We start from the raw sequence: 26,493 nt of genomic DNA, 5'->3' as shown, positions 1-26,493 counted from the left end.
ATCAATTGTGACGGCCTCTGAGTGAGGGGAATGAACATGCCAGGCAATGACGGCGTCCTCGCGGGAAAACGCGGCCTCATAATGGGCGTGGCCAATGATCGCTCGATCGCCTGGGGCATTGCGAAGGCCTGTGCAGAGGCGGGGGCAGAGCTCGCCTTTACCTATCAGGGAGAAGCCTTTGGCAAGCGGTTGGAGCCACTGGCGCAAAGCGTTGGTTCGGATGTGATGCTCGACGTCGACGTGACGGACGATGCTTCATTGGATGCAGCTTTCAGTGCCTTGCAGGAGCGCTGGGACAGGCTGGATTTTCTGGTCCATGCGATCGCCTATTCCGACAAGTCCGAGCTGACAGGCCGGTTTCTCAACACGTCGCGCGCGAATTTCGCCAACTCCATGGATATATCGGCCTACAGCCTTATCGAAGTGGCTCGCAGAGCGCATCCGATGATGGTGGAGCACGGCGGGACAGTGTTGACGCTGACTTATCTCGGTTCGTCTCGCGTGACGCCCAATTACAACGTCATGGGTGTCGCCAAGGCGGCGCTGGAATCGGCTGTGCGGTATCTGGCAAGTGATCTTGGGCCAGAGGGCATCCGCGTCAATGCGATCAGCCCTGGCCCGATGAAGACCCTTGCCGCCAGCGCAATTGGCGGCGTTCGCAGGACTTATCGTCATACTGAAACCAACGCGCCATTGCGAAGCAACGCGACTCTCGAAGCCGTCGGTGGCACAGCCGTTTACCTGTGCTCTGATGCGGGCAGTTGCACATCAGGCGAGATCATTCATGTGGACGGCGGCTTTCACGTCCTCGGTATGCCGAACATAGAGAACCTATGACTGCGCTCAAGATCGGTATTGCGAGCCTTGCGACCGGCGATGTCCGCAAGCTGATTACGCTGCACCAACGGCTTATGTACGAAGCCTCTCCGCCCGGCACTTCCTTTGCGCTCGATCTGTCGGGTCTGGAAAGGCCAGGTATTACCGTTTTCGAAGTGCGCAAGGGCGGCGCATTGCTGGGTATTGGAGCGCTCAAGGAATTGTCCGGCACCGGAGGCGAAATCAAGTCCATGCGCACAGCCGAAACGGCGCTGCGAATGGGAGTAGGCAAGGCCTTGCTCGACTGGATCGTGGCGGTCGCGCAGGAGCGCGGATATCTTAAGCTTCTGCTGGAGACAGGCACTGGCCCGATCTTCGAGCCTGCGAACCGGCTCTATTTGCGCAATGGTTTCACCCGGCGAGGCCCATTCGGCGAGTACGTCGAAACCGAGTTCAATATCTTTTACGAAAAATCGTTATGAAGCCTACTTCCAGAGCTGCATCGAAGTGACTTGAGCGCCAAGCTCCGGATCGCTCTCCGCCCGAGAAACGATGCGCTCCACCAGTTGCCACGTGCGCCTGATGCGCCCCCGTTTCCATAGGTCAGTCAGCCACAACTCGCCCTTCCACGGAGCGCGGCCAATCTTGCCTTCAAATGACATACGCGCAGCGAAGACCGCACACCGCTTATGCTGGCGGACATAGATATCGTGAAATTGATATTGCTCGCATGCGAGGCGCGATGTCGCAGCATCCAGCCAGCTAGGCCGGTCGAGCACAGCAGAAACCTTGCCACCAAGCAGGAAAACGAAATCGCGCGATGCCATGCCTTTCATCACTGCGCGGTCTCGGTTCATCCACGCACGCGCCCACAGGTGCTCGAGGCTCTCGATCTCAGCGGCAAATTCATCCATGGGGGAATTATCCAAGTGCGGTGAGAACCTGATCCGGCGGACGATGGCCGTCCGCCCACATGCGGATATTGGCGATGACCTTGTGGCCCGAATCCTCGCGGCCTTCGCGTGTGGCGCTCCCGATATGTGGCAAGGTCATGACATTGGGTATTTCGAGCAGTCGCGGATCGACCTTTGGCTCGTTGGGATAAACATCCAGGCCAGCACCAGCAAGCTGCCCGCTTTTCAGGGCGGCAATCATTGCTTCCTGGTCAACAAGGTCACCCCGGGCAGTGTTGATAAGGCAAGCGCCTTCCTTCATCAATCCAATCCGCCGCGCGTCGAGCAGATGTTGGGTGTCCTTGCTTGCGGGACAGTGGAGCGACAGGATGTCGGCTTCTGCCAGCAGATCGTCGAGTTCGGGAACAAAGCGCGCGCCGAATATCCGTTCGACTGCTTCAGGAAGCCGCTTACGGTTGTGATAGGCGATCTCCAGGCCGAACGCGCGGGCGCGATGTGCCACCGCCTGCCCGATCCGGCCCATTCCGACTATGCCGAGTACCTTGCCGCCCAGTTTGCGGCCAAGCAGTGCCGAAGGTGCCCAACCGCTCCATTCACCGCGCCGCACCAGCGCCACGCCTTCGCGCACACGGCGGGGTATCCCGATGATCATCTCCATCGCGATGTCCGCCGTATCGTCGGTAAAGACGCCGGGCGTGTTTGTGACAAGAATCTTCCGCTTTGCAGCGGCTTCCAGGTCGATGTGATCAGTACCTGCACCAAAACTGGCGATCAGCTTGAGCTGTGCGCCGGCTCCAGCGATCAATTCTGCATCGATCCGGTCTGTAACTGTTGGAACCAGCACGTCGCAAACCTGCATCGCTTGCGCCAATTGCTCGCGAGAGTAGGGAGTGTCATTGGGATTGAGCGTCGCTTCGAACAGCTCACTCATGCGGGCTTCGACCGCTGGCAAGAGGTGCCGGGTCACCACGACGCGCGGTGTGTGATTGATCGGTTTGACTGGGGTCGGTGCATCGCTGGGCATGGACACGCGCTAGGCGGGTCGAGGGTATCTGGTCAAGATGCTTCCATCGGCTTGCGTCAACGCTTGATGGAAAGGCGGCACTAACGGTATGAGCAATGGCATGAATCGCTTTATAGTTTCGTGCCTGCTTGCTTCTTTTGGAGCCGCAGCTGCATTCCTCGGTAATCCGCTTGCCGCGCAGGAACAGGAGACCCCGTATTGGGCTACGCTCCGCGCGAATGAAGTCTATATGCGCGTCGGGCCAAGCGTGGATTATCGCATTGAATGGGTTTATCGCCGGGAAGGGCTGCCAGTCCGTGTCGTGCGGGTGATGGAAGGCTGGCTACTTGTACAGGACCCTGACGGAGCGCAGGGCTGGATCTCCAGAAGATTGCTCTCCCGCACGCGCGGCGCGCTGGTAATCGGCGACACTCTTGCGCCGCTCTACGAGCGCCCCGATCCCACATCCAAGCTGCGCTGGAACCTCGAACCGGGAGTGGTTGGAAGGCTGGGAGATTGCCGGCAGGGATGGTGCGAGCTCGATGTCAGCGGGAGGATGGGGTTTATCGAGGCCGCACGAATCTGGGGCGACGGAGAAACCTAGTTCAAACAAGTCTGTAAGGAAAAAGGCGACCTTCGACAGGCCGCCTTCCCCTTGTCCAAGCGGTTGCTTGACGGCTGATTATTCCCTGCGTGCTATGGTCAGGACATTCCCTTCCGGATCGGTTGCGGTCCAGCTTCCATCCTCAGCGGGCGTTGAAATCGCGTAGCAAATCTCGCCCACTTCTTCGCCTTCCGGATCGGCGCAGAAGTTTGCTCCCGTTTCCGTGTCAGTGTTAGTGAAAGTACCTGTGACAGGATCAGAACCTTCAGTCTCCAGTGTGAAGGTACCATCTTCAGCAAGTGTCCACACGGCAACCGTACCGTCTGCACCTGTCGAAGTGTAAGCTCCTGCGAGTGTCCCGCCGTCCACTGCCATTGGAACGGCGTCTTCGACTGCTTCTTCAGGTTCCGCCTCGGGTTCGGCATCTTGCGCACAAGCGGCAAGAGCAGCCAGCGAGGCAACGATGATCAGTTTTCTCATCCCAATGCTCCTATTGCGCTGCAGCGGGCGTGACCTTTACCACCGTGCCGTCATCGGCGGTTGAAGTGAATGAGCCGTCCTCGCCGGGTTCGCCAGCTGTCCAGCACATGGCCGGGGCATCACCTTCAGGGTCAAAGCAGGCCTTGCCATCGACATCTGCAACCGTGCCTGCGGTGGATTCTTCGCCGGCAGTTCCGGAATAGGTTCCATCTTCACCGATAGTGACAGTGCCGGTGGTGCCGTCCGCATAGACCAGGTCATAGGAACCAGGGATAACTGCGCCTTCAGGAGCAGCCGCTGGCTCTTCCACCGCGGCATCCTCTTCCATTGCTTCCGGCTCGGCCTCTCCGCCTCCGCAAGCGACAAGTGCAAACATGCTGGCACAAACAATCAGTTTCTTCATCGCATTTCCCCTCTGTGTCGCGGAGCCAGATGGCTGCGACATTGAATGCGACCCGTGTTGAAACGACCTTAACTTGGCTCATCTGACGACTGCCAAGCCTTCATCATGCGCGCCAAGCGGGTCTCGATCAAGCGGTTAATGCTATTCCTCGATCGGTGTAACGAAATAGGCGGCGCTGCCATCCTCACGCGAGGTCAGGAAGCGGCCGTTTTCATCGGCCGGCCCATTGACCCAGCAGCGTTCCTTCTGGTGGTCCTCATCACCTTGCGGATCAAAGCACGCCCGCTCTCCATCGGCGCTCCAGCGCCCGCTCCCGACCTCCTTGCCATCGTTGAAGTCGGTATAGGTGCCATCCGGATTGATCTGGGTTTCGCCATAGGCTGTCGTTTCGTCGCCTACGCTGTAGCGGCCCGGACCCATCGAGGCCCCCTTGGGCGGCACTTCGGGCGAATAGGTTATGATCAGGGTTTCGCCTTCGTCGCTGGTGGATTCAAAAGTCCCGCCTGGCCGGATGGGGCCGTTGGTCCAGCAGTACTCGGCATCGTCGTCGCCCGCGAAGGTAAAGCACAAGCGGTCACCGTCCTTGCGCGCGGTACCGGTATCCATCTGCCTGCCAGCGACGCGAAGGAGTGTCCCGTCTTCACGAATTATGAGAGCAACAGGAGTGCCGTCGGCAAGGTTGCGAGTGTAGGTCCCCGGATCGCCAGCCTCCGGGCCGGCTGCTTCCTCTGCCGGAGAGCCGCACGCAGTCAAGTAAACCGCCGTCGCTGCCAGAAGCCATCGTCTCATTCGTACCTCTCCCTCGGTTACGCCCTAACATAGCGAGCGAGCCGAAAGAGTGTAGGGCGTTTACCTTGATGGTCGTGAAAGCCGGCTCAGACCAGCTCGACCGCGACTGCAGTGCCTTCGCCGCCGCCGATGCAAAGGCTTGCAACACCCTTGGTCTTGCCCTGCGTTTTGAGCGCATTGATCAGCGTGACCAGAATGCGGGTGCCGGACGCGCCGATCGGGTGACCAAGAGCGGTCGCGCCGCCGTTGACGTTGATCTTCTCATGCGGGATGCCGATGTCGCGCATTGCGAACATGGCGACGCAGGCGAATGCCTCGTTGACTTCCCACAGATCGACATCGTCAACGCTCCAGCCAGCCTTGTCGAGCAACTTCTGGATCGCGCCCACCGGTGCAGTGGTGAAGTCCTTTGGCTCTTGAGCGTGGGCAGCCATGGCGACAATCTTAGCTACCGGCGTGAGGCCCTTTTGCTTGGCCACACTCTCACGCGTCAGGACGACGGCAGCTGCGCCATCGGAGATCGAGCTGGATGTCGCAGCGGTGATTGTGCCGTCCTTGGCGAAAGCTGCGCGCAATTGCGGGATCTTGTCCGGGCGCCCCTTTCCGGGCTGTTCATCGGTTGCGACCGTGACATCGCCGCTGCGGGTCGAAAAGGTCACCGGAACGATCTCATCAGCAAACGAACCGCTGTCAATTGCGGCATTGGCACGCCGCAGCGATTCAATCGAATATTCGTCCATTTCCTCGCGCGTAAGTTGGTACTCGTTGGCGGTATCCTGCGCGAACGTGCCCATCGCGCGGCCTTCCTCATAGGCATCCTCGAGCCCATCGAGAAACATGTGGTCATAAGCGGTGTCGTGCCCGATCCGCGCGCCCGAACGGTGCTTCTTGAGCAGGTAAGGTGCGTTGGTCATGCTTTCCATGCCGCCTGCGATCACCATGTCGACCGTGCCGCTTGCGAGGGCTTCTGCGCCCATGATGACGGTCTGCATGCCGCTGCCGCAAACCTTGTTGACGGTTGTCGCCTGGACTGATTTGGGCAGGCCAGCCTTCAGGGCTGCCTGGCGGGCTGGGGCCTGGCCCAGACCTGCCGGAAGCACGCATCCCATATAGATCCGGTCGAAATCCTCGCCCGACACACCCGAACGCTCTGTTGCTGCTTTGACTGCCGCCGCGCCAAGCTCCGTTGCAGACACATCGGCGAGCGCGCCTTGCATGCCGCCCATCGGGGTGCGGGCATAAGACAGGATGACGACGGGATCATTGGCGGAAAAAGCAGACATGTAATCTTCCTCAAACTGGAGAGTCTCGGGGTCTGGTGCCGGGGTCTAATGCTGCGTTGCGGCAAACGCAAACGGAATGCGTATGCTCTAAAGGTCGTAGCTCCTGCTTGAATTGCGAGCCCCTTTGCGCGACATGGGTATCAAAGAACAACGCATTCGGGAGAGTAAAATGGCTGACGATCGCAAGCTGGACATGGAACAGGCGCTGAGACGGCAGCGCTCTGCTTTCAATGCGTCCCGGCCCGAACCGATGAGCATGCGCAAGGACCGGATCAAGCGCGCCATCGCCTTGCTGAAGGAACACGGCGAAGACCTTGCCAAGACCATGTCGGCCGATTTCGGCAACCGTTCGATTCAGCAGAGCATGCTGACGGACATCGCCTCTTCGGTAAGCGCGGGCAAGGATGCCCTCAAGTACATGGATCGCTGGGCGAGGACTGACAAACGCAAGGTCCAGTTCCCGCTTGGGTTACTCGGAGCCAAGGCTGAGGTGCGCTACGAGCCAAAGGGCGTTATCGGCATTTTGAGCCCCTGGAATTTCCCGGTGCAGCTGGCATTCTCCCCCTTGATGCAGGTATTTGCCGCCGGCAATCGCGCGATGATCAAACCGAGCGAGTTTACTGAGCGCACAAGCCTCTTGATGGCGCAGCTGGTGGAAAAATACTTCACGCCCGATGAAGTCACGGTCTTCACCGGGGGGCCCGAAGTCGCATCTGTCTTTTCCTCGCTGCCGTTCGATCACCTGGTCTTCACTGGCTCCACCCCAACTGGCCGCAAGGTGATGGAGGCTGCATCAGCCAACCTCGTACCCGTCACGCTCGAACTGGGCGGAAAGTCACCCGTTTTCATGGGCCGCAGCGCGGACTTCGCCAAGGCAGGCGAACGTATTGCGCTCGGCAAGATGATGAATGCGGGGCAGATCTGCCTTGCGCCCGACTACATGTATGTGCCCGAGGACAAGGAAAGCGAAGCAATCGCCGGTGTCAGCCAGGGCGTGAGAAACATGTACCCGACGCTCCTCGACAATGATGATTACGGCTCGATCGTCAGCGACCGCCATTTCGAGCGCTTGCATGGCCTCGTCGAAGATGCGCGGGAGAAAGGCGCTGAGATCATTGAAGTCAATCCAGCGGACGAGAACTTCTCAAATACCAACAGTCGCAAGATGCCGCTCAAGATCATCCGCAACGTCAGTGACGACATGAAGGTAATGCAGGAGGAAATCTTTGGGCCAGTGCTGCCCGTCATGACCTACAAGAATATCGATCAGGCGATCGACTATGTGAACGAGCACGATCGCCCGCTTGGCCTCTATTACTTCGGCGAGGACAAGGGCGAGCAGGAGCAAGTCCTGACCCGCACGATTTCCGGCGGCGTAACGACCAATGACGTGATCTTTCATGTCTCGATGGAGGACCTGCCGTTCGGCGGTGTCGGGCCATCAGGGATGGGGAGCTATCATGCGGTCGAGGGCTTCCGCGAATTCAGCCATGCGCGCGCGGTCTATCACCAGCCCAAGATCGACATTGCCAAGCTGGGCGGGTTCAAGCCGCCCTATGGCAAGGCGATTGAAAAGGCGATTGCGACGATGATGAAATGAGGCTGATGCTCGCCCGGAATCAGGCTCGCCGCAGGCTATTACCCACAATGCAATCGATAGCGCACAATTTGCGGCAATCCCGCCCTTGCGCCTTACAGATCATACGCCTAGAGCGGCCCGGGATTAGCTAAGCTACTTGGACTGAAAACGTGGTCGAACTCAGCCAGTATCTGCCGATACTGATATTCATCTTTATAGCCCTCGGGCTGTCGTGCCTCTTCGTGTTCCTGCCGATGGGCGTCTCGCGCCTCACCGGCACTCACAATCCTGATGCGGAGAAGCTCAGCGAGTATGAATGCGGTTTCCCCGCGTTCGAGGACGCACGCAGCCAGTTTGACGTGCGATTCTATCTCGTCGCGATCAGCTTCATCATCTTCGACCTTGAAGCGGCCTTCCTGTTCCCCTGGGCGGTTAGCCTTGATGAGACCCAATGGCTGGGTTGGGGCGCGATGATGGTGTTCCTCACGATCCTCGCAATCGGCCTTGCCTATGAGTGGAAGAAGGGAGCTCTGGACTGGGAATGAGCACCACAATCACCCCTCCCAATGCGCTTCCGGCAGCGGCTCAGCCGGGCGAAACTCGTCAGCCTGACGCGGATTACTTCAAGGCGTTGCAGACCGAAGTGAACGACAAGGGCTTCCTCGTCACATCGACGGAAGACCTGTTCAACTGGGCGCGTACCGGTTCGCTTTGGTGGATGACATTCGGCCTTGCATGCTGCGCGGTGGAGATGATTCACGTCAACATGCCGCGCTATGACATGGAGCGTTTCGGCGTCACCCCGCGCGCTTCCCCGCGCCAGTCCGACGTGATGATCGTGGCCGGCACGCTGTGTAACAAGATGGCGCCGGCCTTGCGCAAGGTCTACGACCAGATGTCGGACCCGAAATACGTCATTTCGATGGGCAGCTGCGCCAATGGCGGCGGCTACTATCACTACAGCTATAGCGTCGTGCGCGGCTGCGATCGGATCGTGCCGGTCGATATCTATGTGCCCGGTTGCCCGCCCACTGCCGAAGCGCTGCTGTACGGCGTGATGCAATTGCAGCGCAAGATCCGCCGCACGGGGACGGTTGAACGATGAGCGTGGTCCATTCCGCCCCCAAGATCGCCCCTAACGAAGGCGTTCGCGAAGCGCTGGTCGCAGCGCTTGGCGAGGATGTGCTCGCTTCAGAGGAGAAGCACGGCGAGATCATCATCACGGTCAAGCGCGAGAGCATTGAGACGGTGCTCAAGGCGCTGCGAGACGATCACGCTTACCAGCAGTTGATGGAAATCGCGGGCGTTGACTATCCTGCGCGCGCTGAGCGGTTCGAGTGCGTTTACATGCTGCTCTCGCTGACCAAGAACCACCGCATCATGGTCAAGTGCAGCACGGATGAAAACACTCCGGTGCCGACCGTCACGACGCTCTGGCCCAATGCAGGCTGGCTGGAGCGCGAAGTGTTCGACCTTTACGGCGTCAAGTTCTCCGGCAATCCGGACCTGCGCCGCATCCTGACCGACTACGGCTTTGAAGGGCATCCTTTCCGCAAGGACTTCCCGATGACCGGCTATACCGAGCTGCGCTATTCGGAAGACGAAAAGCGCGTTGTTTACGAGCCGGTCGAATTGGCTCAGGACATGCGCACTTTCGATTTCCTCTCACCTTGGGAAGGCGCGGACTACGTGCTGCCCGGCGATGAGAAGGCCGAGGCGCCGAGTGTCGACAAGCCCAAGGTGACCGAAACACCGGCAGACACCGGTGCCGGCAAGAAGGCCGAGGAAAAGGCGGCCGAAGGGACCCCTGCCGATCCGCCTGCAATGGACGATGCCGACAAGAAGGAGGACGACGTATGAGCGGGATGCAGCTCGACGAATCGCCCACCACCGATGGCAACGTCGTTCAGAATTACACGATCAATTTCGGGCCTCAGCACCCCGCTGCCCACGGCGTGCTGCGCATGGTGATGGAGCTGGATGGCGAGCTCATTGAGCGGATCGATCCCCATGTAGGCTTGCTCCACCGGGGCACTGAAAAGCTGATCGAGCAGAAGACCTATCTGCAGGCGCTGCCTTACTTTGACCGGCTCGATTACTGTTCGCCGCTGTGCATGGAGCACTCCTACGTGCTCGCGATCGAGAAGCTGCTGAACATCGAAGTGCCCGAGCGCGCGCAATATCTGCGCGTGCTGTTCGCGGAGCTGACCCGCATCTGCAACCACATGCTCAACATCGGCGCGCATGTGATGGACGTCGGCGCGATGACTCCGAACCTGTGGGTGTTCGAACTGCGCGAGGATTGCCTCAATTTCTTCGAGCGCGCCTCGGGCGCGCGGATGCATTCGGCCTGGTTCCGCCCCGGCGGCGTGCATCAGGACGTGCCTGAAAAGCTGCTGGTCGATATTGGCGAGTGGGTCGACACGCGCCTGCCGGAACTGTTTGGCGATGCGATGAGCCTCGTGCTCGACAACCGCATCTTCAAACAGCGCAATGTCGATATTGCCGTGGTTTCTCAGGATGATGCGATTGCGTGGGGATTCTCAGGCCCCATGATCCGCGCGGCAGGATTGCCGTGGGATTTGCGCAAGTCGCAGCCTTACGATGTCTACGACCGGATGACCTTCGACATTCCGGTCGGCACCAATTCGGATTGCTATGACCGCTTCGTTGTCCGCGTGAAGGAAGTTTACGAGAGCGCGAAGATCATCAAGCAGTGCCTGGCTGAAATGCCGCAAGGCCCGGTAGCAAGCAGCGACAGCAAGGTCGTTCCGCCCAAGCGCGGCGAAATGAAGCAGTCGATGGAAGCGCTGATTCATCACTTCAAGCTCTACACAGAGGGTTTCCACGTGCCCGAAGGCGAAGTCTACGTTGCGACGGAAAGCCCCAAGGGCGAATTCGGCGTCTATCTCGTCAGCGACGGCACCAACAAGCCGTATCGCTGCAAGATCCGGCCGACCGCCTTTTCGCACCTTCAGGCGATGGACTTCATGAGCAAGGGCCACATGCTGCCCGATGCAACCGCCATCCTCGGCGCGATCGACGTCGTATTCGGGGAGTGTGACCGGTGATTGGGCAATTTCTTAAGAAGAACCGGCACGTCGTCTGGGGTTTGCTGAGTCTGGTTGCGTTGTTGACGCTGGAGCGCTGGACAGACCTTTCCAAATGGGTTCTGCTTGTTCCGGTCCTTCTGGCGATGATTGCGCTTATGACCGTGTTTGACCGCGTATTTCTGCGGCGAGGGATCAACAATGGCTGATCGCACTCCCGCACCCGACACACCCGAACTCAATTTCGTCATTCCGGCGCAGGCCGGAATCCAGATTGGGACGGTCGCATCCTGGACCCCGGCCTGCGCCGGGGTGACGCGCGGAGGCAACCATGGCTGATAGAAGTCCTGCACCCGACACCCCCGAACTGCGCGCGCGCTGGGGTTCGTTCGAATGGACGGACGAGAACCGCACGAAAGCAGACTGGCACATCGCCAAGTACCCGGAAGGCCGCCAAAAATCGGCTGTGATGCCGCTGCTCGATCTGGCCCAGCGGCAGGTCGGGGCGGAGACCGATACGCAGGGCTGGCTCCCACTGCCGGTGATCGAATATGTCGCGCAATATCTCGACATGCCGGTGATCCGGGTGCTCGAAGTCGCGACCTTCTATTTCATGTACAACATGAAGCCGGTCGGGAAATATCACGTGCAGGTCTGCGGTACGACGCCGTGTATGCTGCGCGGATCAGACGATATCATCTCTGCCTGCAAGAAGCGCGGCATGAAGAAGGGCGAAGTGTCCGAAGACGGGCTATGGACCCTGACCGAAGTTGAATGCATGGGCAATTGCGCGACCGCGCCGATGGTCCAGATCAATGACGACAATTACGAAGACCTGACGGTCGAGCGTTTGGACGCCGTGCTCGACGCTCTGGCCAAAGGCGAACAGCCCAAGGCTGGCACGCAGGAGCCGGGGCGTCACACCTCGGAACCCGCAGGCGCAATCAGCACGCTGAAAGAAATGGTCACTGAGAACCATGATTACCGGGGGGAATGGTGATGTCTCGCCAGGACGCTTTTAATGGGACGCTCGCAGATGCTCGCTGACCGGGACCGCATCTTTACCAACCTCTATGGCTTCCAGGACTGGGGCCTGAAGGCGGCGCAGGCGCGCGGCGATTGGGACGATACCAAGAAGCTGCTCGAGCGCGGGCAGGACGCGATCATCGAGGAGATCAAGGCATCGGGCTTGCGCGGGCGTGGCGGGGCAGGCTTCCCCACCGGCCTCAAATGGTCATTCATGCCGAAGGAAAGCAAAGACGGTCGTCCGAGCTTCCTTGTCATCAATGCCGACGAATCCGAGCCCGGCTCGTGCAAGGACCGCGAGATCATCCGCCATGATCCGCACAAGCTCGTCGAAGGCGCGCTGGTCGCCGGTTTCGCGATGCGCGCGCGCGCGGCCTATATCTACATTCGCGGCGAGTATATCCGCGAGGCCGAGACGCTGCAGAGAGCCATCGACGAAGCTTACGACGCAGGCCTGATCGGCAAGAATGCATCCGGCTCAGGCTATGACTTCGATGTGTTCATGCACCGCGGTGCAGGCGCCTACATCTGCGGTGAAGAGACCGCGATGATCGAGAGCCTGGAAGGCAAGAAAGGTCAGCCACGCCTCAAGCCTCCATTCCCGGCGGGTGCGGGCCTCTATGGCTGCCCGACCACGGTCAACAATGTTGAGAGCATTGCGGTAGCGCCCACAATCCTGCGGCGCGGTGCCAGCTGGTTCGCCAGCTTCGGGCGCGAGAACAACAAGGGCACGAAGCTGTTCCAGATCAGCGGCCACGTGGAAAAGCCCTGCGTTGTCGAAGAAGCAATGAGCATCCCGTTTCGCGAGCTGATCGAGAAGCATTGCGGCGGCATCACCGGCGGTTGGGACAATCTCTTGGCGGTCATTCCGGGCGGCTCCTCCGTGCCGCTCGTCCCGGCTGAGCAGATCATGGACGCGCCGATGGACTTTGACGGGCTGAAAGAACTGGGTTCGGGTCTTGGCACCGCAGCGGTCATCGTGATGGACAAGTCGACCGACATCGTCCGCGCAATCAGCCGCCTTTCTTACTTCTACAAACACGAAAGCTGCGGCCAGTGCACGCCCTGCCGCGAAGGCACGGGCTGGATGTGGCGCGTGATGGAGCGTCTTCGCACCGGCGATGCGGCGATCGAGGAAATCGACATGCTTCAGGAAGTGACCAAACAGGTCGAAGGGCACACCATTTGCGCGCTCGGCGATGCAGCGGCTTGGCCGATTCAGGGTCTGATCCGCCACTTCCGCCCCGAGCTTGAACGCCGGATCCACGAGCATAACGCGAAGTTCGCGGAGGCTGCGGAATGAGTGCTTCCAATCCTCTTGAAAGATTCGCGGACGCTGAAGATGCAAAGGCTGAGCTTCAACGAATTGAAATGCGGCTAAATCTTCCGTCTTCGTCAATGGCTGGAATAATTCAAATCCTAGGAATTCTTGGAGTTTTGGGCAGTCTTCTCCTGATGGCCGATAGTTTTGCTTTCGGACTAAGTTCAGCAATGGCGAGCCTCTTCGTGATCGCTTTAGGGCGCATCTATCAAATTGTCTTCGATATAAGGACAATTGCTTTGAAGAGGGCAGACCGGGAGAACCTGAATGCCTAAGGTCACTGTAGACGGACAAGAAATCGAAGTTCCAGACGGCGCGACCGTCCTTCAGGCAGCGGAACTTGCGGGCAAGGAAATTCCGCGTTTCTGCTACCATGAACGGCTCAGCATCGCCGGTAACTGCCGGATGTGTCTGGTTGAAGTGAAGCCGGGTCCGCCCAAGCCGCAAGCCTCTTGCGCACTTCCCGCGACCGAAGGCCAGGAAATCCGCACCGACACGCCGATGGTCAAGAAAGCGCGTGAAGGGGTGATGGAGTTCCTCCTCATCAACCATCCGCTTGATTGCCCGATTTGCGATCAGGGCGGCGAATGCGATTTGCAAGATCAGGCCATGGCCTATGGCCGAGGCGGTTCTCGCTATGAAGAGAACAAGCGCGCGGTCACAGAAAAGTACATGGGCCCACTGATCAAGACGATCATGACCCGCTGCATCCACTGCACCCGATGCGTGCGCTTCTCCGAAGAAATCGCGGGCGTGGACGAGATCGGCGCGCTCTATCGCGGCGAGGATATGCAGATCACGACGTATCTGGAGCAGGCGGCGGCGCACGAGATGAGCGCGAATGTGATCGACCTATGCCCGGTCGGCGCGCTGACATCGCGCCCCTACGCCTTCGAAGCACGTCCATGGGAACTGAAGAAGACCAACAGCATCGACGTTTCCGACGCGGTTGGCGCGAACATCCGGCTCGACAGCCGAGGCCGCGAAGTCATGCGTGCCCTCCCTCGCATCAATGACGATGTGAACGAGGAGTGGATCTCCGATAAGGCGCGCTATCAGGTTGATGGGTTGACCAAGCGCCGTCTGGACAAGGTCTTCATTCGCAAGAAGGGCGGCCTCAAGGCCGGAAGCTGGGACGAGGCGTTCAAGGCGATCGCGAAACAGCTCAAGGGTGCGAAATCATCCATCGCAGCCGTCGCGGGTGACATGGTCGATTGCGAGACGATGTTTGCGGCCAAGGCGCTCCTCAAGGCCTGCGGTTCTTCGCTGATCGAAGGGCGCCAGACCGGTATGGATTATGACGTTTCGAACCTCGCGGCGGTCAATTTCAACTCGACGCTCGCCGGGATCGAAACCGCAGACACAATCCTGATCGTCGGCAGCCATGTGCGCTGGGAAGCGCCCTCTGTGAATGTCCGCCTGCGCAAGGCGGTGAAGCGCGGTGCGAAGATCTATGTGATCGGCCCTGAGTGGGACACGACGTTCCCCGCGACCTTCTTGGGCAGCGATTTGTCGGTCCTGTCGAACCTGCCGAGCGATCTGGTCGACACCTTCAAGGCTGCTGAGCGTCCCGCGATCATCATGGGCGGAGCCGCTCTTGCGAAAGGCGCGCTCCATGCGGGTCTTGCGGCTGCGGATACGCTCGGTGTCGTGAAGGATGGCTGGAACGGCTTCAACGTGCTGCATTTCTCTGCCGCGCGCATGGGCGGGCTGATGCTCGGTTTTGCGCAGAAGGGCGGGGTGAAGGACATTGCGGCGGCAAAACCGAAAGTTGTCCTTTCGCTCGGCGCGGATGAGATGGATTTCGAACCCTTCGCAGATGCCTTGAAGGTCTATATCGGCCATCACGGCGACAAGGGCGCGCATGCCGCGGACATTATCCTGCCTGCCGCGAGCTATGCCGAAAAGGACGGAACTTACGTCAACACGGAAGGCCGTGTGCAATATGCGGAGAAAGCCGTGTTTGCTCCCGGTGACGCGCGCGAAGACTGGACGATCCTGCGCGCGCTGGCAGATAGCCTGGGCGTAAACGTCGGGTTTGACAGCTTTGCTGAGCTACAGGCCGCGATGATCGCGGAAGTGCCCGCGCTGGGCGAGGAAGGGCTTGCAAATTACGGCACCTTGCCCGCCGCTCCCAATGGGGCAAAGGCGGAAGGCGTTATTGAGGCTTATCCAATCAAGGACTTCTACCTTACCAACCCGATCGCACGCGCGAGCGAAGTGATGCAACGCTGTTCGGCGGAACTCCTCCACGGCGACGAGCTCAAGGAGGCGGCGGAGTGACTGAGTTCTTCCAATCCTTCGGCATGTCGTATGAATGGGCGTGGTTCGTCGCGACCATCAGCGGCATCCTGCTGATCGCGCTGCCGGTCATGCTCGCAGTCGCGATGATCATCTATGTCGATCGCAAGGTCCTGGGCGCGATCATGATGCGGCGCGGACCCAACGTGGTCGGCCCGTTCGGCCTGCTTCAGAGCTTTGCCGACGGTCTCAAGGTCTTCCTGCAGGAAACCATCATCCCGAGCGCCGCCAACAAGGGCATTTTCCTGCTCGCGCCGATCATCACCTTCACTGTCGCGCTCGCCGCATGGGCGGTGATGCCGTTCGACTCGCATATGGTGTTAGCGGACATTGATGTCGGCCTGCTCTACATTCTCGCGATCAGTTCTCTCGGCGTTTACGGCGTTGTGATGAGCGGGTGGGCGAGTAACTCGAAATACCCGTTTTTCTCCGCCATGCGCGCCGCCGCACAGATGATCTCCTACGAGGTTTCGATCGGCTTCATCCTCGTATGCGTCGTGCTGTTTGCAGGCACGTTCAACCTCAACGGCATTATCACCGCGCAGCAGGGCTTCGGCCTTGGCGTGATCAACGCCTATGCGGTGCATCCGCTGCTGTTCCCGATGTGGGTGGTGTTCTTCATCAGCTGCCTGGCGGAAACCGCACGCGCGCCGTTCGACCTGACCGAGGCGGAATCGGAGCTCGTCGCGGGCTTTCAGACAGAATATTCCAGCATGAGCTTCGCACTGTTCTGGCTTGGCGAATATGCCAACATCCTGTTGATGTGCATGCTCAACGCGGTGCTGTTCTTCGGCGGATGGCTGCCGCCGTTCGATTGGGAGCCGCTCTACGCCGTTCCCGGCATCGTCTGGTTGCTGCTCAAGACCTTCGTTTTCTTCTTCATGTTCAGCTGGATCTGGGGAACCGTGCCGCGGTATCGCTATGACCAGCTGATGCGCTTGGGATGGAAAGTCTTCCTGCCGATGAGCCTGATCTTTGTCGCCGTTATCTCCGGCTACCTTATGGCTACCGGTCACTTTGGGGGGGCATCCTCATGAGCACCGTCACCCATCTCATCAAGTCGTTCACGCTTTGGGAAATCCTCAAGGCGCATGCGCTGACGCTGAAGTATTTCTTCAAGCCCAAGGCGACGATCAACTATCCGTTCGAGAAGAACCCGCTTAGCCCGCGTTTTCGCGGTGAGCATGCGCTGCGCCGCTATCCCAATGGCGAAGAACGCTGCATCGCGTGCAAGCTGTGCGAAGCGGTGTGTCCGGCGCAGGCGATCACGATTGAGAGCGAACCGCGTGAAGACGGCAGCCGTCGCACCACGCGCTATGACATCGACATGACCAAATGCATCTATTGCGGCTTCTGCCAGGAAGCCTGCCCGGTAGATGCGATAGTCGAAGGGCCGAACTTCGAATACGCGACCGAAACGCGCGAGGAACTGCTCTACGACAAGGCGAAACTCTTGGCCAACGGGGACAAGTGGGAGCGGGCAATTGCCGCAAACCTTGAAGCCGATGCGCCCTATCGGTAACGGGCGCGACGGACACAGCAGGGGCTCATGATTCAAGCAATTGCCTTTTACCTATTTGCAGGGCTGATGCTCGCCAGCGCGGTCATGGTGATCAGTGCGCGCAATCCGGTGCATTCCGTGCTCTGGCTGATCCTCGCCTTCTTCAACGGCGCGGGCCTGATGGTGCTGATCGGGGCCGAGTTCATCGCGATGCTGCTGGTGATCGTCTATGTCGGCGCGGTCGCGGTGTTGTTCCTGTTCGTCGTGATGATGCTGAACATTGATTTTGCAGAGATGCGGGCAGGTTTCATCAAGAACGCGCCGCTCGGATTGCTGATCGCCTTCATCCTGTTCCTTGAGCTGTTCGTCGGCCTTGTTGCGACAGGGCAGGGCGGTGTAGCGCTTGGCTCGCCCGATGGGCTTTCACGGCAAGCTGACGGCGTACCCAATATCGATGCGATCGGCGTGCTGCTTTACACGCGGTATGTCTTCCTGTTCGAAGTCGCCGGGATCATCCTGCTGGTCGCAATGATCGGCGCGATTGTGCTGACCCATCGGACCAAGCCGGGTGGTTCGCCGGGCCGTCAGGACATCGGCAAGCAGGTCCGCCGCCGTCCGGAAGATGCGACCGTCATGAAACAGCCGGAAGTCGGCAAGGGGATCGAGCTGTGATCGGGGTCGAGCACTATATAACCGTATCCGCCGTGTTGTTCGTGCTTGGGGTGCTGGGGATCTTCCTCAACCGCAAGAATGTCATCACGATCCTGATGTCGGTCGAGCTGATCCTGCTTGCGGTGAACATCAATCTGGTCGCATTCAGCGTATTCCTGAACGATCTCGTTGGACAGGTTTTCGCGATGTTCGTGCTGACGGTCGCCGCGGCAGAGGCCGCGATCGGACTCGCCATCCTTGTGATCTACTATCGCAAGCGCGGCACGATTGCGGTCGACGACGCCGCGCAGATGAAGGGATAACCGCAAGCCATGCAGTCAATCCTTCTCATCGTATTCCTGCCCTTGCTCGCGGCCATTGTCGCAGGGCTGGTGAACAAGTCTGCGCCGAGCATTTTTGCCAAGTCGCTCACGACCGGCGCGCTGTTCGTTTCCTGTTTGCTGAGCTGGCCAATTTTCATCGGTTTCCTAAGCGGCAGCGCAGAGGCGACCGTCGTTCCTGTGCTGACCTGGGTCCAGTCTGGCACACTGACTTTCGACTGGGCGCTGCGTGTCGATGCACTCACCGCCGTCATGCTGGTGGTGATCACGACTGTGTCGGCGCTCGTCCACCTCTACAGCTGGGGCTATATGGAGGAAGACCCGGACCAGCCGCGCTTCTTCGCTTACCTCTCGCTGTTCACCTTTGCGATGCTGATGCTGGTGACAGCTGACAACCTCGTCCAGATGTTCTTTGGCTGGGAAGGCGTGGGCCTTGCGAGTTACCTGCTGATCGGCTTCTGGTTCAAGAAACCGTCTGCCAATGCCGCTGCAATCAAGGCTTTCGTGGTCAACCGCGTAGGCGACCTGGGCTTCATGCTCGGTATCTTCGGAACCTATCTGGTGTTCCAGACGACATCGATCCCGGAAATCCTTGAAGCAGCGCCCGGTATGACCGGCGCGACCATAGGCTTCCTCGGTTACCGCATGCACACGATGGATATCCTGTGCATCCTGTTGTTCATCGGCGCGATGGGCAAGTCTGCACAGCTTGGCCTGCACACCTGGCTGCCTGATGCGATGGAAGGTCCAACGCCGGTCTCCGCGCTGATCCACGCAGCGACCATGGTGACCGCAGGGGTGTTCATGGTCTGCCGCCTGTCGCCAATGTTTGAAGCGGCTCCGGTCGCCCTGAGCCTCGTGATCTTCGTCGGTGCCGCGACGTGTTTCTTTGCGGCGACGATTGGCACGACGCAGTGGGACATCAAGCGGGTAATCGCTTACTCGACTTGCTCACAGCTCGGCTACATGTTCTTTGCTGCTGGTGTCGGTGCATATGGCGCAGCCATGTTCCACCTGTTTACGCACGCCTTCTTCAAGGCGCTTCTGTTCCTTGGTGCGGGTTCTGTGATCCATGCCATGCATCACGAACAGGACATGCGTTATTATGGCGGCCTTCGTAAGCATATTCCGCTGACATTTTACGCAATGATGGCGGGCACGCTCGCGATTACCGGCGTTGGCGTCCTCGGTGTCTTCGGTTTTGCAGGTTTCTACTCCAAGGATGCCATTCTCGAAGCGGCATTCGCGCGCGGCACGGACATGTCCTATTTCGCGTTCTGGATGGGCGCCATCGCGGCTTTGCTGACCAGTTTCTACAGCTGGCGGCTTGTGTTCCTGACGTTCTACGGAAAGCCGCGCTGGATCGACAGCGAGCATATCCAGCACAGCGTTCACAAAACGCCGGAAGAGGCAGGCGAAGACACAACCGGCGGCTATCACCCGCATGAGAGCCCGGTCTCCATGCTGATTCCGCTGGGCGTGCTGACTGTGGGTGCTGTGTTCGCAGGCTTCGTCTTCAAGTATCCGTTTATCGATGGCTCGGCTGAAGCGGTTAATGGCGCGTTCTGGGGCGGCTCGATCTACTTCAACGAAGGCCTGATCCACGCGCTGCATGGCGTGCCGCTGTGGGTAAAACTGACTGCAACTTTCGTTATGATCGTTGGTTTCGTGACGGCCTGGTGGGCCAACATCAGGAACCCGTCGATTCCGGCCAAGTTTGTCGAACAGTTCCGTGCGGTGCACCAGTTCGTGTTCAACAAGTGGTACTTCGACGAGCTTTACAACGCGATATTCGTGAAGCCCGCATTCTGGCTTGGAAGGTTCTTCTGGAAGCGCGGTGACGAACAGACCATCGACCGCTTTGGACCGGACGGGGCTGCCTGGGTCGTCCAGCGCGGCGCTGTCCTCGCGAAGAAAGTGCAGTCCGGATATCTCTATAGCTATGCGCTGATCATGCTTGTGGGCGTGGTCGCGGCAATAACGTGGGTCCTTTTCTGATGGACGGTTTTCCGATCCTTTCCGTGATGCTGCTGGTCCCGCTCGTTGCGGGCATCGCGTGCTTCTTCCTTGAGGCGCAGACTGCGCGCATGACGGCGCTGGTCGCAACGCTGATAAATCTCGCGCTGGGCATCGTCCTCTGGGCGAACTACGAGATCGGCGGTGCGCAGTGGCAATTCCTTGAAACGGCGCCGCTGTTTGCGGGTTTCAGCTATGCGCTGGGTATCGACGGTATCGCGCTGATGCTGATCATGCTGAGCGTGTTCCTCATGCCGATCTGCATTCTTGCCGGTTGGGAATCGATCGCCAAGCGCGTCGGTGAATACATGGCCGCCTTTCTGATCATGGAAGTGCTGATGATTGGCGTCTTCGCCGCGCAGGACCTGTTCCTGTTCTATATCTTTTTCGAGGCCGGCCTGATCCCGATGTACCTGATCATCGGCGTGTGGGGCGGGGCGAACCGCATCTACGCCAGCTACAAGTTCTTCCTCTACACGCTGCTCGGCTCTGTTCTCATGCTGATTGCGATGTTCTGGATGGTGAACGAGGCAGGCACCTCCGACATTCCGACGCTGATGCAGTACGACTTTGCACCCGAAGCGCAGACGTGGCTCTGGCTGGCCTTTTTTGCGAGCTTTGCGGTCAAGATGCCGATGTGGCCGGTGCATACCTGGCTGCCTGACGCGCACGTGCAGGCGCCGACCGCAGGTTCAGTCATCCTTGCGGGCGTGCTGCTCAAGATGGGCGGCTATGGCTTTATCCGCTTCAGCTTGCCGATGTTTCCGGAAGCAAGCGCACAGTTCGCGTGGCTGGTCTTCATCCTCTCGATGATCGCGGTCGTCGCAACCAGCCTGATCGCGCTTGTCCAGAACGATATGAAGAAGCTGATTGCCTATTCCTCGGTTGCGCACATGGCGATCGTGACCGTGGGCCTGTTTGCGTTCAACGTGCAGGGCCTCGAAGGCGCGATGATCGTCATGCTTTCGCACGGACTGGTCTCTGGCGCATTGTTCCTATGTGTCGGCGTCATCTATGACCGCCTCCATACCCGTGAGATTGACCGCTATGGTGGGCTCTCGATCAACATGCCCAAATACGCACTGTTTTTCCTGCTCTTCACCATGGCGAGCATTGGCCTGCCTGGCACGAGCGGCTTCGTCGGTGAATTCCTGTCGCTGGCGGGCATTTATCAGGTTTCGACGCTGGTCACGCTGGTCTGCACAACCGGGATTATCCTCGGTGCAGGTTACATGCTCTACCTCTATCGCCGCGTGGCCTTTGGCGATCAGGTCAATGAAGATGCGGCCTCGATGAGGGATTTGAACGTGCGCGAATGGGCCATGCTTGCACCAATCGCAGCAGCGGTGCTGTGGATGGGGGTCTACCCTGAGAGCTTCCTTGCCCCCATGCGCGACGATATCGCGGCGCTTGATGCGCGCCTGGCGCGCGCGGCACCTCAAGGGGACAGCCAACTGTCGGTTGGCACGCCAACCGGAGTGATTGCCAACGCCGTCGAACATTCGGAAGGGGGAGAGCACTGATGGACCTCTCCACTTCGCTTCAGCTTGTCGTTCCCGAACTGATCCTCACTGCCGCGGGACTGATCCTGCTGCTGGCTGCGGCATGGGGCGGCGACAAGCCTGCGCGTACGATAACTATCGCAGCGGTTGCGGCATTGTTCGGAGCGGGCTTCGCGCTCGTGCCAACGCTCCATGATGGCTTGATGGGCGTCGAGACCAACGCTTTTGGAACATTGTTCCGCGCGGACGCGTACGCCGCCTTCGCAAAGGCGCTGATCTATCTTGCAGCGATTGGCGCCCTCATGATCGCTCCGGCATGGTTCGACAAGCGAGACGCATTGCGTAGCGAATATCCGATCCTCGTCCTGTTCGCGACAGTGGGAATGAGCATCATGGTCTCCGCCGGAGACTTCCTGACGCTATACCTGGGTCTGGAGCTCAACTCGCTGGCTGCCTACGTTCTTGCGGCATTCCTGCGCGACGACCGCCGTTCGGCAGAAGCCGGCTTGAAGTACTTCGTCCTGGGTGCATTGGCCTCTGGCATTCTGCTCTACGGGATGAGCCTGCTTTACGGCTTCACCGGTTCAACCGACTTTGCTGGAGTGAAGGCAGCATTGTCTGGCGACCTTTCTACCGGGGCGTTGTTCGGCGTGGTGTTTGTGCTCGCTGGCCTTGCGTTCAAGATCGCGGCGGCGCCTTTCCACATGTGGACCCCCGACGTTTACGAAGGTGCGCCGACACCGGTAACGACTTTCTTCGCTACGGCACCCAAGGTTGCCGCTGTTGCGCTTACTGGCCGCGTGGTGTTCGATGTGTTCGGCGGACAGGTGGATGCCTGGCGTCAGATCGTCATCTTTATCGCGCTGCTCTCAATCGTGATCGGCGCACTCGGTGCAATCGGGCAGGAGAACATCAAACGCCTGCTCGCCTACAGTTCGATCAACAATGTTGGCTTTATCCTGATTGGCCTTGCAGCCGCCACAGCGGCGGGAGCCAGCGCGATGCTGGTCTACCTTTTCATCTATGTCGCGATGTCGCTCGGCAGCTTCGTTGCGGTCCTGATGCTCAAAGATGAAGACGGCAATGACGTGGAAAGCATTTCGGGAATGGCGGGCATGGTCAAGGAGCAGCCGCTGCTGTCATGGTGCCTGTTCTTCCTCATGCTGAGCCTCGCAGGCATTCCGCCCTTGTTCGGGTTCTGGGGCAAGTTCGTGGTGTTTCAGGCAGCGGTCCAAGCTGATCTTGTGGTGCTCGCCGCGCTGGGTATCGCCGCCAGCGTGATTGGCGCCTTCTATTATTTGAAAGTGTGCAAGATCATCATGTTCGATGATCCTGCAGGCGTCGTGACCGGCAACAGTGACAAGAGCCATTGGACGTTGTTGCTCATCACCAGTGCCATCATTTCACCTCTTGGATACCTGCTCACACCATCGCTGGGCGACCTTGCGAACAAGGCGGCAGAAGCGCTGTTCCTGACGCTTTGATCCAATTCGTCGCTGAGACTGGTTCTACCAATGCTGATCTGATCGCTCGGATCGAAACAGGCGAGCCCGTTCGTGAAGGCGACTGGCTTGTGGCCGAGCGTCAAATCGCAGGTAGAGGCCGTCAGGGCAGAACCTGGTTCGATGGCCATGGAAATTTCATGGGTTCAACTGTGGTAAGAACTGGTCCGCAGGACCCTCCGCCACAAAGCCTGGCTCTGGTTACAGGTGTGGCGGTTTACGATGCCGTCTCGCATTTCTGCCCCGATAACTGCTCCCTGATGCTCAAGTGGCCAAATGACCTGCTACTTCAAGAAGCGAAGCTCTCCGGCATCCTGCTAGAGCGGGTCGGCGATGTAGTGGTTGCAGGAATCGGTATGAACCTTGCTATCGCTCCGCAGCTGCCGGACCGCGCAACCATTGCGTTGTCGGCGCTAGGTCCGGTACCCAGTCCGGGCGAATTTGCCAGTAAGCTGGCGCAGTCATTGAATGCCGAACTGGAACGCTGGCGCCATTACGGCTTGGACCCATTGATCAGACGTTGGTTAGCGGTGGCCACACCCCTAGGAACAAACCTTTGCGTCCATGAACCCGATGGAGCAATTCTCGCAGGCCAGTTCGCGGGTCTCGATCCACATGGATCGCTTTTGCTGCGCTTGGCCAATGGTGAAACTCGTGCCATTCACGCGGGCGATGTATTCATGACGGATAAGGACTGAGCAATGCTGCTGGCTGCTGATGTCGGAAACACGAATGTTGTGTTCGCGCTGTTTGACGGACGAGAGATCAAGGCGCGCTGGCGCATTGCGACCGATCCGCGCCGGACAGGTGATGAATATGCCGTCTGGCTGCTTCAGCTGCTGCAGATCGAAGGGGTTAAGCGCGAAGAGATCACTCGGATCATCTTCGCCTCTGTGGTGCCGCGCGCCAACCACAATCTCACTGTCCTGTCAGAAAAGTATTTTGGCATAACGCCGATTATTGCCGGGCAAGGCAGGGCTGCCTGGCCGTTCGAGATCGATGTCGATCAGCCCAGCTCCTTGGGAGCCGACCGGGCACTCAATATCCTTGCAGCCCACGAGAAGTATGGTGGAGACTTGATCGTCGTCGATTTCGGCACCGCCACCAAGTTTGAAGCGATCGACTTCAACGGAACATACAAGGGCGGGATCATTGCACCCGGGATCAACCTTTCGCTCGATGCGCTGGTTGGCAAGACTGCCAAATTGCCGCGTATTGCGATCAGGGCACCCGATGACACCAGCGTCATTGGTCGCAACACCGAAGACCAGATGCTGATTGGCATTTTCTGGGCCCATGTTGCAATGATGGAGGGGCTAATCGCACGGATGAAGGCAGAGATCGGTCGCCCGGCCAAGGTAGTCGCGACCGGCGGGCTTGCGATCCTGTTTGATCAAAAGACGGACATCTTTGATTATGTCGATGCGGATTTGACCATCCGAGGCCTTGCGCTTCTCGCGGAGCACGCTTCGCGGTGAGGAAAGATTTTACGCCTGAACAGGAACTGCTCTTTTTGGCGCTTGGCGGGTCCGGAGAGATAGGCATGAACGTCAATCTCTACGGCTCTGATGGCAAGTGGATCATGGTCGATCTGGGCATGACATTCTCAGGCGAGCAATATCCGGGCATCGACCTGGTTTTCGCCGATCTGGAATTCATCGAGGACCGCGCAAAAGACCTGCTTGGCATTGTCCTAACCCATGCTCATGAAGATCATATCGGCGCGGTTCCCTATTTCGCAGAGGAGCTTGGCGTTCCGTTATACGCCACGCCATTCACAGCCGATCTGGTTGGACGCAAGCTGGAGGAGGCTGGACTGCTCGATATGATCGAAGTGCATGTGATTGAAGAGGATCACGGTTCGTTCGATCTTGGCCCCTTCAACATCACCTATATTCCGCTCGCGCATTCCATCGCCGAAGGGAACGCATTGCTCATCGACACGCCTTATGGCCGGGTTTTTCACACCGGCGACTGGAAGCTCGATGAAGACCCAATCATTGGCGAGCCAACCACTGAGGAAGAATTGCGCGCGATCGGGGACGAAGGCGTGCTCGCGCTGGTCTGCGACAGCACGAATGTCTTCAATCCACAACCAAGCGGTTCAGAAGGCGGGGTCCATCAGGCCTTGATGAAGGAGGTCGCAAAGCACACCGGCCGGCGTGTCCTGGTGACCACATTCGCATCCAACGTCGCCAGGCTACAAACACTGGGTGAAGTCGCACGGGAAACAGGCCGACAGCTTTGTGTGGCGGGGCGTTCGCTTGATCGCATCATCGAAGTTGCCCAGAGCAATGGCTATTTGCAGGACTTTCCGAATACGATCGATTTCGACACCGCGATGGGATTGCCGCGCGGCGAAGTGATGATCCTTGCAACCGGTGGACAGGGGGAGCCGCGCGCTGCGCTCGCCCGGATTGCGGAACAGAACCATCCGCTTGAACTTGTGCGCGGCGACGTAGTCCTGTTTTCAAGCCGTCAGATCCCGGGCAATGAACTCGCTATTGGCCGGGTGATGAACCAGCTGGCGGATCGCGGAATTGTCATGGTGACTGACCGCCAGAGCGACATTCATGTCTCCGGCCATCCGGGAAGGCCAGAACTAGAAGCGCTTTATGAATGGTTGAAGCCAGAAATACTCGTGCCCGTTCATGGAGAGATCCGGCACATGGCGGAACAGACCAGGCTTGGCCGGTTGTGCGGCATTCCGCATCAAGTCTTCCAGAAGAACGGAGACGTCGTTCGTCTAGCCCCTGGCGAGCCCGGAAAGATTACCGAGGTGAGGGCAGGGCGCCTGGTCCTTGATGGTGACATTATTACGCCCGCTGACGGAGAAGGCGTCACGATGCGCCGCCGAATGGCTTATGAAGGTTTTGTGGTAACAATAATCGATGGCCGCGGTGTGCAGGCAATCGAAGCGGTCGGACTGCCACTGGATGAGGATCTCGATTCCTTCTACGAAGAGGCAGTCAGTGACATTTTGCAAGCCCTGCAGAAGCTGCGTGGTGCCTCTGCGAAGGATCAAGCCGAACGGTCGGAAGCGGCGCGCATTGCAACCAGACGAGCCGCTCAGCGTTGGTCGGGTAAACGCCCGCAGGTGCGGGTTATCAACCTGGCGGATATGAACTGATGGAATGGACTTCGATCGTCGCGATTTACTTGCTTGTCTGGGTGATGACGGCGTTTGTTTCGCTGCCATTTGGCGTCAAGACGGCAGACGAAGCCGGGGTTGCGAAAGTACCCGGTCAAGCTGACAGCGCCCCCGTCAACTTCATGCCTGGTAAACTTGCACTCAGAACGACAGTTATCGCGGCATTTTTTACCGCGATCTATGTCGTGAACTTCGAATACGGGTGGATCACCATCGACGATATCAATTTCTGGCCTGAACCCCCGCAATAGGATTTGGGC

31 protein-coding genes are annotated in these 26,493 nt (G+C 59.0%); 25 read left to right on the top strand and 6 right to left on the bottom strand.

Annotated features, from left to right (window positions below; all coding sequences use genetic code 11):
* The first annotated feature begins 36 nt into the window (after nucleotides 1-36).
* Nucleotides 37-837 (top strand): enoyl-ACP reductase, encoded by an 801-nt coding sequence (locus ACG9DO_RS10955; protein WP_394727835.1) that lies wholly within the window; start codon nucleotides 37-39, stop codon nucleotides 835-837.
* Nucleotides 834-1,298, top strand: coding sequence for a GNAT family N-acetyltransferase (locus ACG9DO_RS10950; protein WP_394727833.1), 465 nt, complete (start codon nucleotides 834-836; stop codon nucleotides 1,296-1,298). The genes ACG9DO_RS10955 and ACG9DO_RS10950 overlap by 4 nt, the downstream gene beginning before the upstream one ends.
* A gap of 3 nt (nucleotides 1,299-1,301) precedes the next feature.
* Here ACG9DO_RS10950 and ACG9DO_RS10945 read toward each other — a convergent pair whose 3' ends face one another.
* Nucleotides 1,302-1,730 carry a nuclear transport factor 2 family protein gene (locus ACG9DO_RS10945; protein WP_394727831.1) on the bottom strand — a complete coding sequence of 143 codons (429 nt, stop codon included), beginning with the start codon at nucleotides 1,728-1,730 and terminating at the stop codon, nucleotides 1,302-1,304.
* A gap of 7 nt (nucleotides 1,731-1,737) precedes the next feature.
* Entirely contained in the window at nucleotides 1,738-2,754 is a 1,017-nt protein-coding gene (locus tag ACG9DO_RS10940) for a 2-hydroxyacid dehydrogenase (protein ID WP_394727829.1), read from the bottom strand.
* Nucleotides 2,755-2,854: 100 nt separating this feature from the next.
* On the opposite strand from ACG9DO_RS10940, the gene ACG9DO_RS10935 reads away from it, so the two are divergent.
* Nucleotides 2,855-3,337 carry an SH3 domain-containing protein gene (locus ACG9DO_RS10935; RefSeq protein ID WP_394727827.1) on the top strand — a complete coding sequence of 161 codons (483 nt, stop codon included), beginning with the start codon at nucleotides 2,855-2,857 and terminating at the stop codon, nucleotides 3,335-3,337.
* Between the two features lie 78 nt (nucleotides 3,338-3,415).
* Here ACG9DO_RS10935 and ACG9DO_RS10930 read toward each other — a convergent pair whose 3' ends face one another.
* From ACG9DO_RS10930 to ACG9DO_RS10915, 4 genes are all read right to left on the bottom strand, one after another.
* The gene (locus tag ACG9DO_RS10930; RefSeq protein WP_394727825.1) at nucleotides 3,416-3,817 is read right to left on the bottom strand and encodes a hypothetical protein; all 402 of its coding nucleotides are present in this window, start codon (nucleotides 3,815-3,817) and stop codon (nucleotides 3,416-3,418) included.
* A 10-nt stretch (nucleotides 3,818-3,827) separates the two neighbouring features.
* Nucleotides 3,828-4,220 carry a hypothetical protein gene (locus tag ACG9DO_RS10925; RefSeq protein WP_394727823.1) on the bottom strand — a complete coding sequence of 131 codons (393 nt, stop codon included), beginning with the start codon at nucleotides 4,218-4,220 and terminating at the stop codon, nucleotides 3,828-3,830.
* Nucleotides 4,221-4,361: 141 nt separating this feature from the next.
* Nucleotides 4,362-5,009 (bottom strand): hypothetical protein, encoded by a 648-nt coding sequence (locus tag ACG9DO_RS10920; RefSeq protein ID WP_394727821.1) that lies wholly within the window; start codon nucleotides 5,007-5,009, stop codon nucleotides 4,362-4,364.
* An 86-nt stretch (nucleotides 5,010-5,095) separates the two neighbouring features.
* Nucleotides 5,096-6,292 (bottom strand): thiolase family protein, encoded by a 1,197-nt coding sequence (locus tag ACG9DO_RS10915; RefSeq protein WP_394727819.1) that lies wholly within the window; start codon nucleotides 6,290-6,292, stop codon nucleotides 5,096-5,098.
* Nucleotides 6,293-6,461: 169 nt separating this feature from the next.
* On the opposite strand from ACG9DO_RS10915, the gene ACG9DO_RS10910 reads away from it, so the two are divergent.
* The 22 genes from ACG9DO_RS10910 to ACG9DO_RS10805 all read left to right on the top strand — a co-directional run bounded on the left by ACG9DO_RS10910 (nucleotide 6,462) and on the right by ACG9DO_RS10805 (nucleotide 26,484).
* Nucleotides 6,462-7,892: a coniferyl aldehyde dehydrogenase gene (locus ACG9DO_RS10910; RefSeq protein ID WP_394727817.1), complete on the top strand. Its 1,431-nt coding sequence runs from the start codon at nucleotides 6,462-6,464 to the stop codon at nucleotides 7,890-7,892.
* Between the two features lie 149 nt (nucleotides 7,893-8,041).
* Complete coding sequence (locus ACG9DO_RS10905) at nucleotides 8,042-8,416, top strand: NADH-quinone oxidoreductase subunit A (protein WP_394727815.1); 375 nt, start codon at nucleotides 8,042-8,044, stop codon at nucleotides 8,414-8,416.
* Entirely contained in the window at nucleotides 8,413-8,976 is a 564-nt protein-coding gene (locus ACG9DO_RS10900) for a NuoB/complex I 20 kDa subunit family protein (protein ID WP_394727813.1), read from the top strand. Before ACG9DO_RS10905 ends, ACG9DO_RS10900 begins: the two co-directional genes overlap by 4 nt.
* A complete protein-coding gene (locus tag ACG9DO_RS10895; protein ID WP_394727812.1) occupies nucleotides 8,973-9,731 on the top strand; it encodes an NADH-quinone oxidoreductase subunit C in 759 nt (252 codons plus the stop codon). The genes ACG9DO_RS10900 and ACG9DO_RS10895 overlap by 4 nt, the downstream gene beginning before the upstream one ends.
* 5 nt (nucleotides 9,732-9,736) lie before the next feature.
* A complete protein-coding gene (locus ACG9DO_RS10890) occupies nucleotides 9,737-10,942 on the top strand; it encodes an NADH-quinone oxidoreductase subunit D (protein ID WP_394731258.1) in 1,206 nt (401 codons plus the stop codon).
* The gene (locus ACG9DO_RS10885) at nucleotides 10,939-11,130 is read left to right on the top strand and encodes a hypothetical protein (RefSeq protein WP_394727810.1); all 192 of its coding nucleotides are present in this window, start codon (nucleotides 10,939-10,941) and stop codon (nucleotides 11,128-11,130) included. Before ACG9DO_RS10890 ends, ACG9DO_RS10885 begins: the two co-directional genes overlap by 4 nt.
* Nucleotides 11,123-11,260 carry a hypothetical protein gene (locus ACG9DO_RS10880; protein ID WP_394727808.1) on the top strand — a complete coding sequence of 46 codons (138 nt, stop codon included), beginning with the start codon at nucleotides 11,123-11,125 and terminating at the stop codon, nucleotides 11,258-11,260. The genes ACG9DO_RS10885 and ACG9DO_RS10880 overlap by 8 nt, the downstream gene beginning before the upstream one ends.
* The gene (locus ACG9DO_RS10875; protein ID WP_394727806.1) at nucleotides 11,253-11,921 is read left to right on the top strand and encodes a complex I 24 kDa subunit family protein; all 669 of its coding nucleotides are present in this window, start codon (nucleotides 11,253-11,255) and stop codon (nucleotides 11,919-11,921) included. The genes ACG9DO_RS10880 and ACG9DO_RS10875 overlap by 8 nt, the downstream gene beginning before the upstream one ends.
* A gap of 36 nt (nucleotides 11,922-11,957) precedes the next feature.
* A complete protein-coding gene (nuoF, locus tag ACG9DO_RS10870; protein ID WP_394731257.1) occupies nucleotides 11,958-13,250 on the top strand; it encodes an NADH-quinone oxidoreductase subunit NuoF in 1,293 nt (430 codons plus the stop codon).
* Entirely contained in the window at nucleotides 13,247-13,543 is a 297-nt protein-coding gene (locus ACG9DO_RS10865) for a hypothetical protein (RefSeq protein WP_394727804.1), read from the top strand. The genes nuoF and ACG9DO_RS10865 overlap by 4 nt, the downstream gene beginning before the upstream one ends.
* Nucleotides 13,536-15,551 carry an NADH-quinone oxidoreductase subunit NuoG gene (nuoG, locus tag ACG9DO_RS10860; protein ID WP_394727802.1) on the top strand — a complete coding sequence of 672 codons (2,016 nt, stop codon included), beginning with the start codon at nucleotides 13,536-13,538 and terminating at the stop codon, nucleotides 15,549-15,551. Before ACG9DO_RS10865 ends, nuoG begins: the two co-directional genes overlap by 8 nt.
* Nucleotides 15,548-16,606, top strand: coding sequence for an NADH-quinone oxidoreductase subunit NuoH (gene nuoH / locus ACG9DO_RS10855; RefSeq protein WP_394727800.1), 1,059 nt, complete (start codon nucleotides 15,548-15,550; stop codon nucleotides 16,604-16,606). The genes nuoG and nuoH overlap by 4 nt, the downstream gene beginning before the upstream one ends.
* A complete protein-coding gene (gene nuoI, locus ACG9DO_RS10850) occupies nucleotides 16,603-17,091 on the top strand; it encodes an NADH-quinone oxidoreductase subunit NuoI (protein ID WP_394727798.1) in 489 nt (162 codons plus the stop codon). The genes nuoH and nuoI overlap by 4 nt, the downstream gene beginning before the upstream one ends.
* Nucleotides 17,092-17,118: 27 nt before the next feature.
* Complete coding sequence (locus tag ACG9DO_RS10845) at nucleotides 17,119-17,742, top strand: NADH-quinone oxidoreductase subunit J (protein WP_394727796.1); 624 nt, start codon at nucleotides 17,119-17,121, stop codon at nucleotides 17,740-17,742.
* A complete protein-coding gene (gene nuoK / locus ACG9DO_RS10840; RefSeq protein WP_394727794.1) occupies nucleotides 17,739-18,044 on the top strand; it encodes an NADH-quinone oxidoreductase subunit NuoK in 306 nt (101 codons plus the stop codon). The genes ACG9DO_RS10845 and nuoK overlap by 4 nt, the downstream gene beginning before the upstream one ends.
* 9 nt (nucleotides 18,045-18,053) lie before the next feature.
* Nucleotides 18,054-20,060, top strand: coding sequence for an NADH-quinone oxidoreductase subunit L (gene nuoL, locus ACG9DO_RS10835; RefSeq protein ID WP_394727792.1), 2,007 nt, complete (start codon nucleotides 18,054-18,056; stop codon nucleotides 20,058-20,060).
* Nucleotides 20,060-21,601, top strand: a complete 1,542-nt coding sequence (locus tag ACG9DO_RS10830; protein WP_394727790.1) for an NADH-quinone oxidoreductase subunit M — start codon at nucleotides 20,060-20,062, stop codon at nucleotides 21,599-21,601. The genes nuoL and ACG9DO_RS10830 overlap by 1 nt, the downstream gene beginning before the upstream one ends.
* On the top strand, nucleotides 21,601-23,064 hold the full coding sequence (gene nuoN / locus ACG9DO_RS10825; protein ID WP_394727788.1) for an NADH-quinone oxidoreductase subunit NuoN: 1,464 nt from the start codon (nucleotides 21,601-21,603) through the stop codon (nucleotides 23,062-23,064). Before ACG9DO_RS10830 ends, nuoN begins: the two co-directional genes overlap by 1 nt.
* Complete coding sequence (locus tag ACG9DO_RS10820; protein WP_394727786.1) at nucleotides 23,061-23,780, top strand: biotin--[acetyl-CoA-carboxylase] ligase; 720 nt, start codon at nucleotides 23,061-23,063, stop codon at nucleotides 23,778-23,780. Before nuoN ends, ACG9DO_RS10820 begins: the two co-directional genes overlap by 4 nt.
* A gap of 3 nt (nucleotides 23,781-23,783) precedes the next feature.
* Nucleotides 23,784-24,560: a type III pantothenate kinase gene (locus ACG9DO_RS10815; protein WP_394727784.1), complete on the top strand. Its 777-nt coding sequence runs from the start codon at nucleotides 23,784-23,786 to the stop codon at nucleotides 24,558-24,560.
* On the top strand, nucleotides 24,557-26,212 hold the full coding sequence (locus ACG9DO_RS10810; protein WP_394727782.1) for a ribonuclease J: 1,656 nt from the start codon (nucleotides 24,557-24,559) through the stop codon (nucleotides 26,210-26,212). Before ACG9DO_RS10815 ends, ACG9DO_RS10810 begins: the two co-directional genes overlap by 4 nt.
* Complete coding sequence (locus ACG9DO_RS10805) at nucleotides 26,212-26,484, top strand: DUF1467 family protein (protein WP_394727780.1); 273 nt, start codon at nucleotides 26,212-26,214, stop codon at nucleotides 26,482-26,484. Before ACG9DO_RS10810 ends, ACG9DO_RS10805 begins: the two co-directional genes overlap by 1 nt.
* Nucleotides 26,485-26,493: the final 9 nt, after the last annotated feature.

Origin of the sequence: Altererythrobacter sp. GH1-8, assembly GCF_043702085.1 — a bacterium.
In the GTDB taxonomy this organism is placed as follows: domain Bacteria; phylum Pseudomonadota; class Alphaproteobacteria; order Sphingomonadales; family Sphingomonadaceae; genus Erythrobacter.
This window is presented reverse-complemented; position numbering and strand designations above follow the sequence as displayed.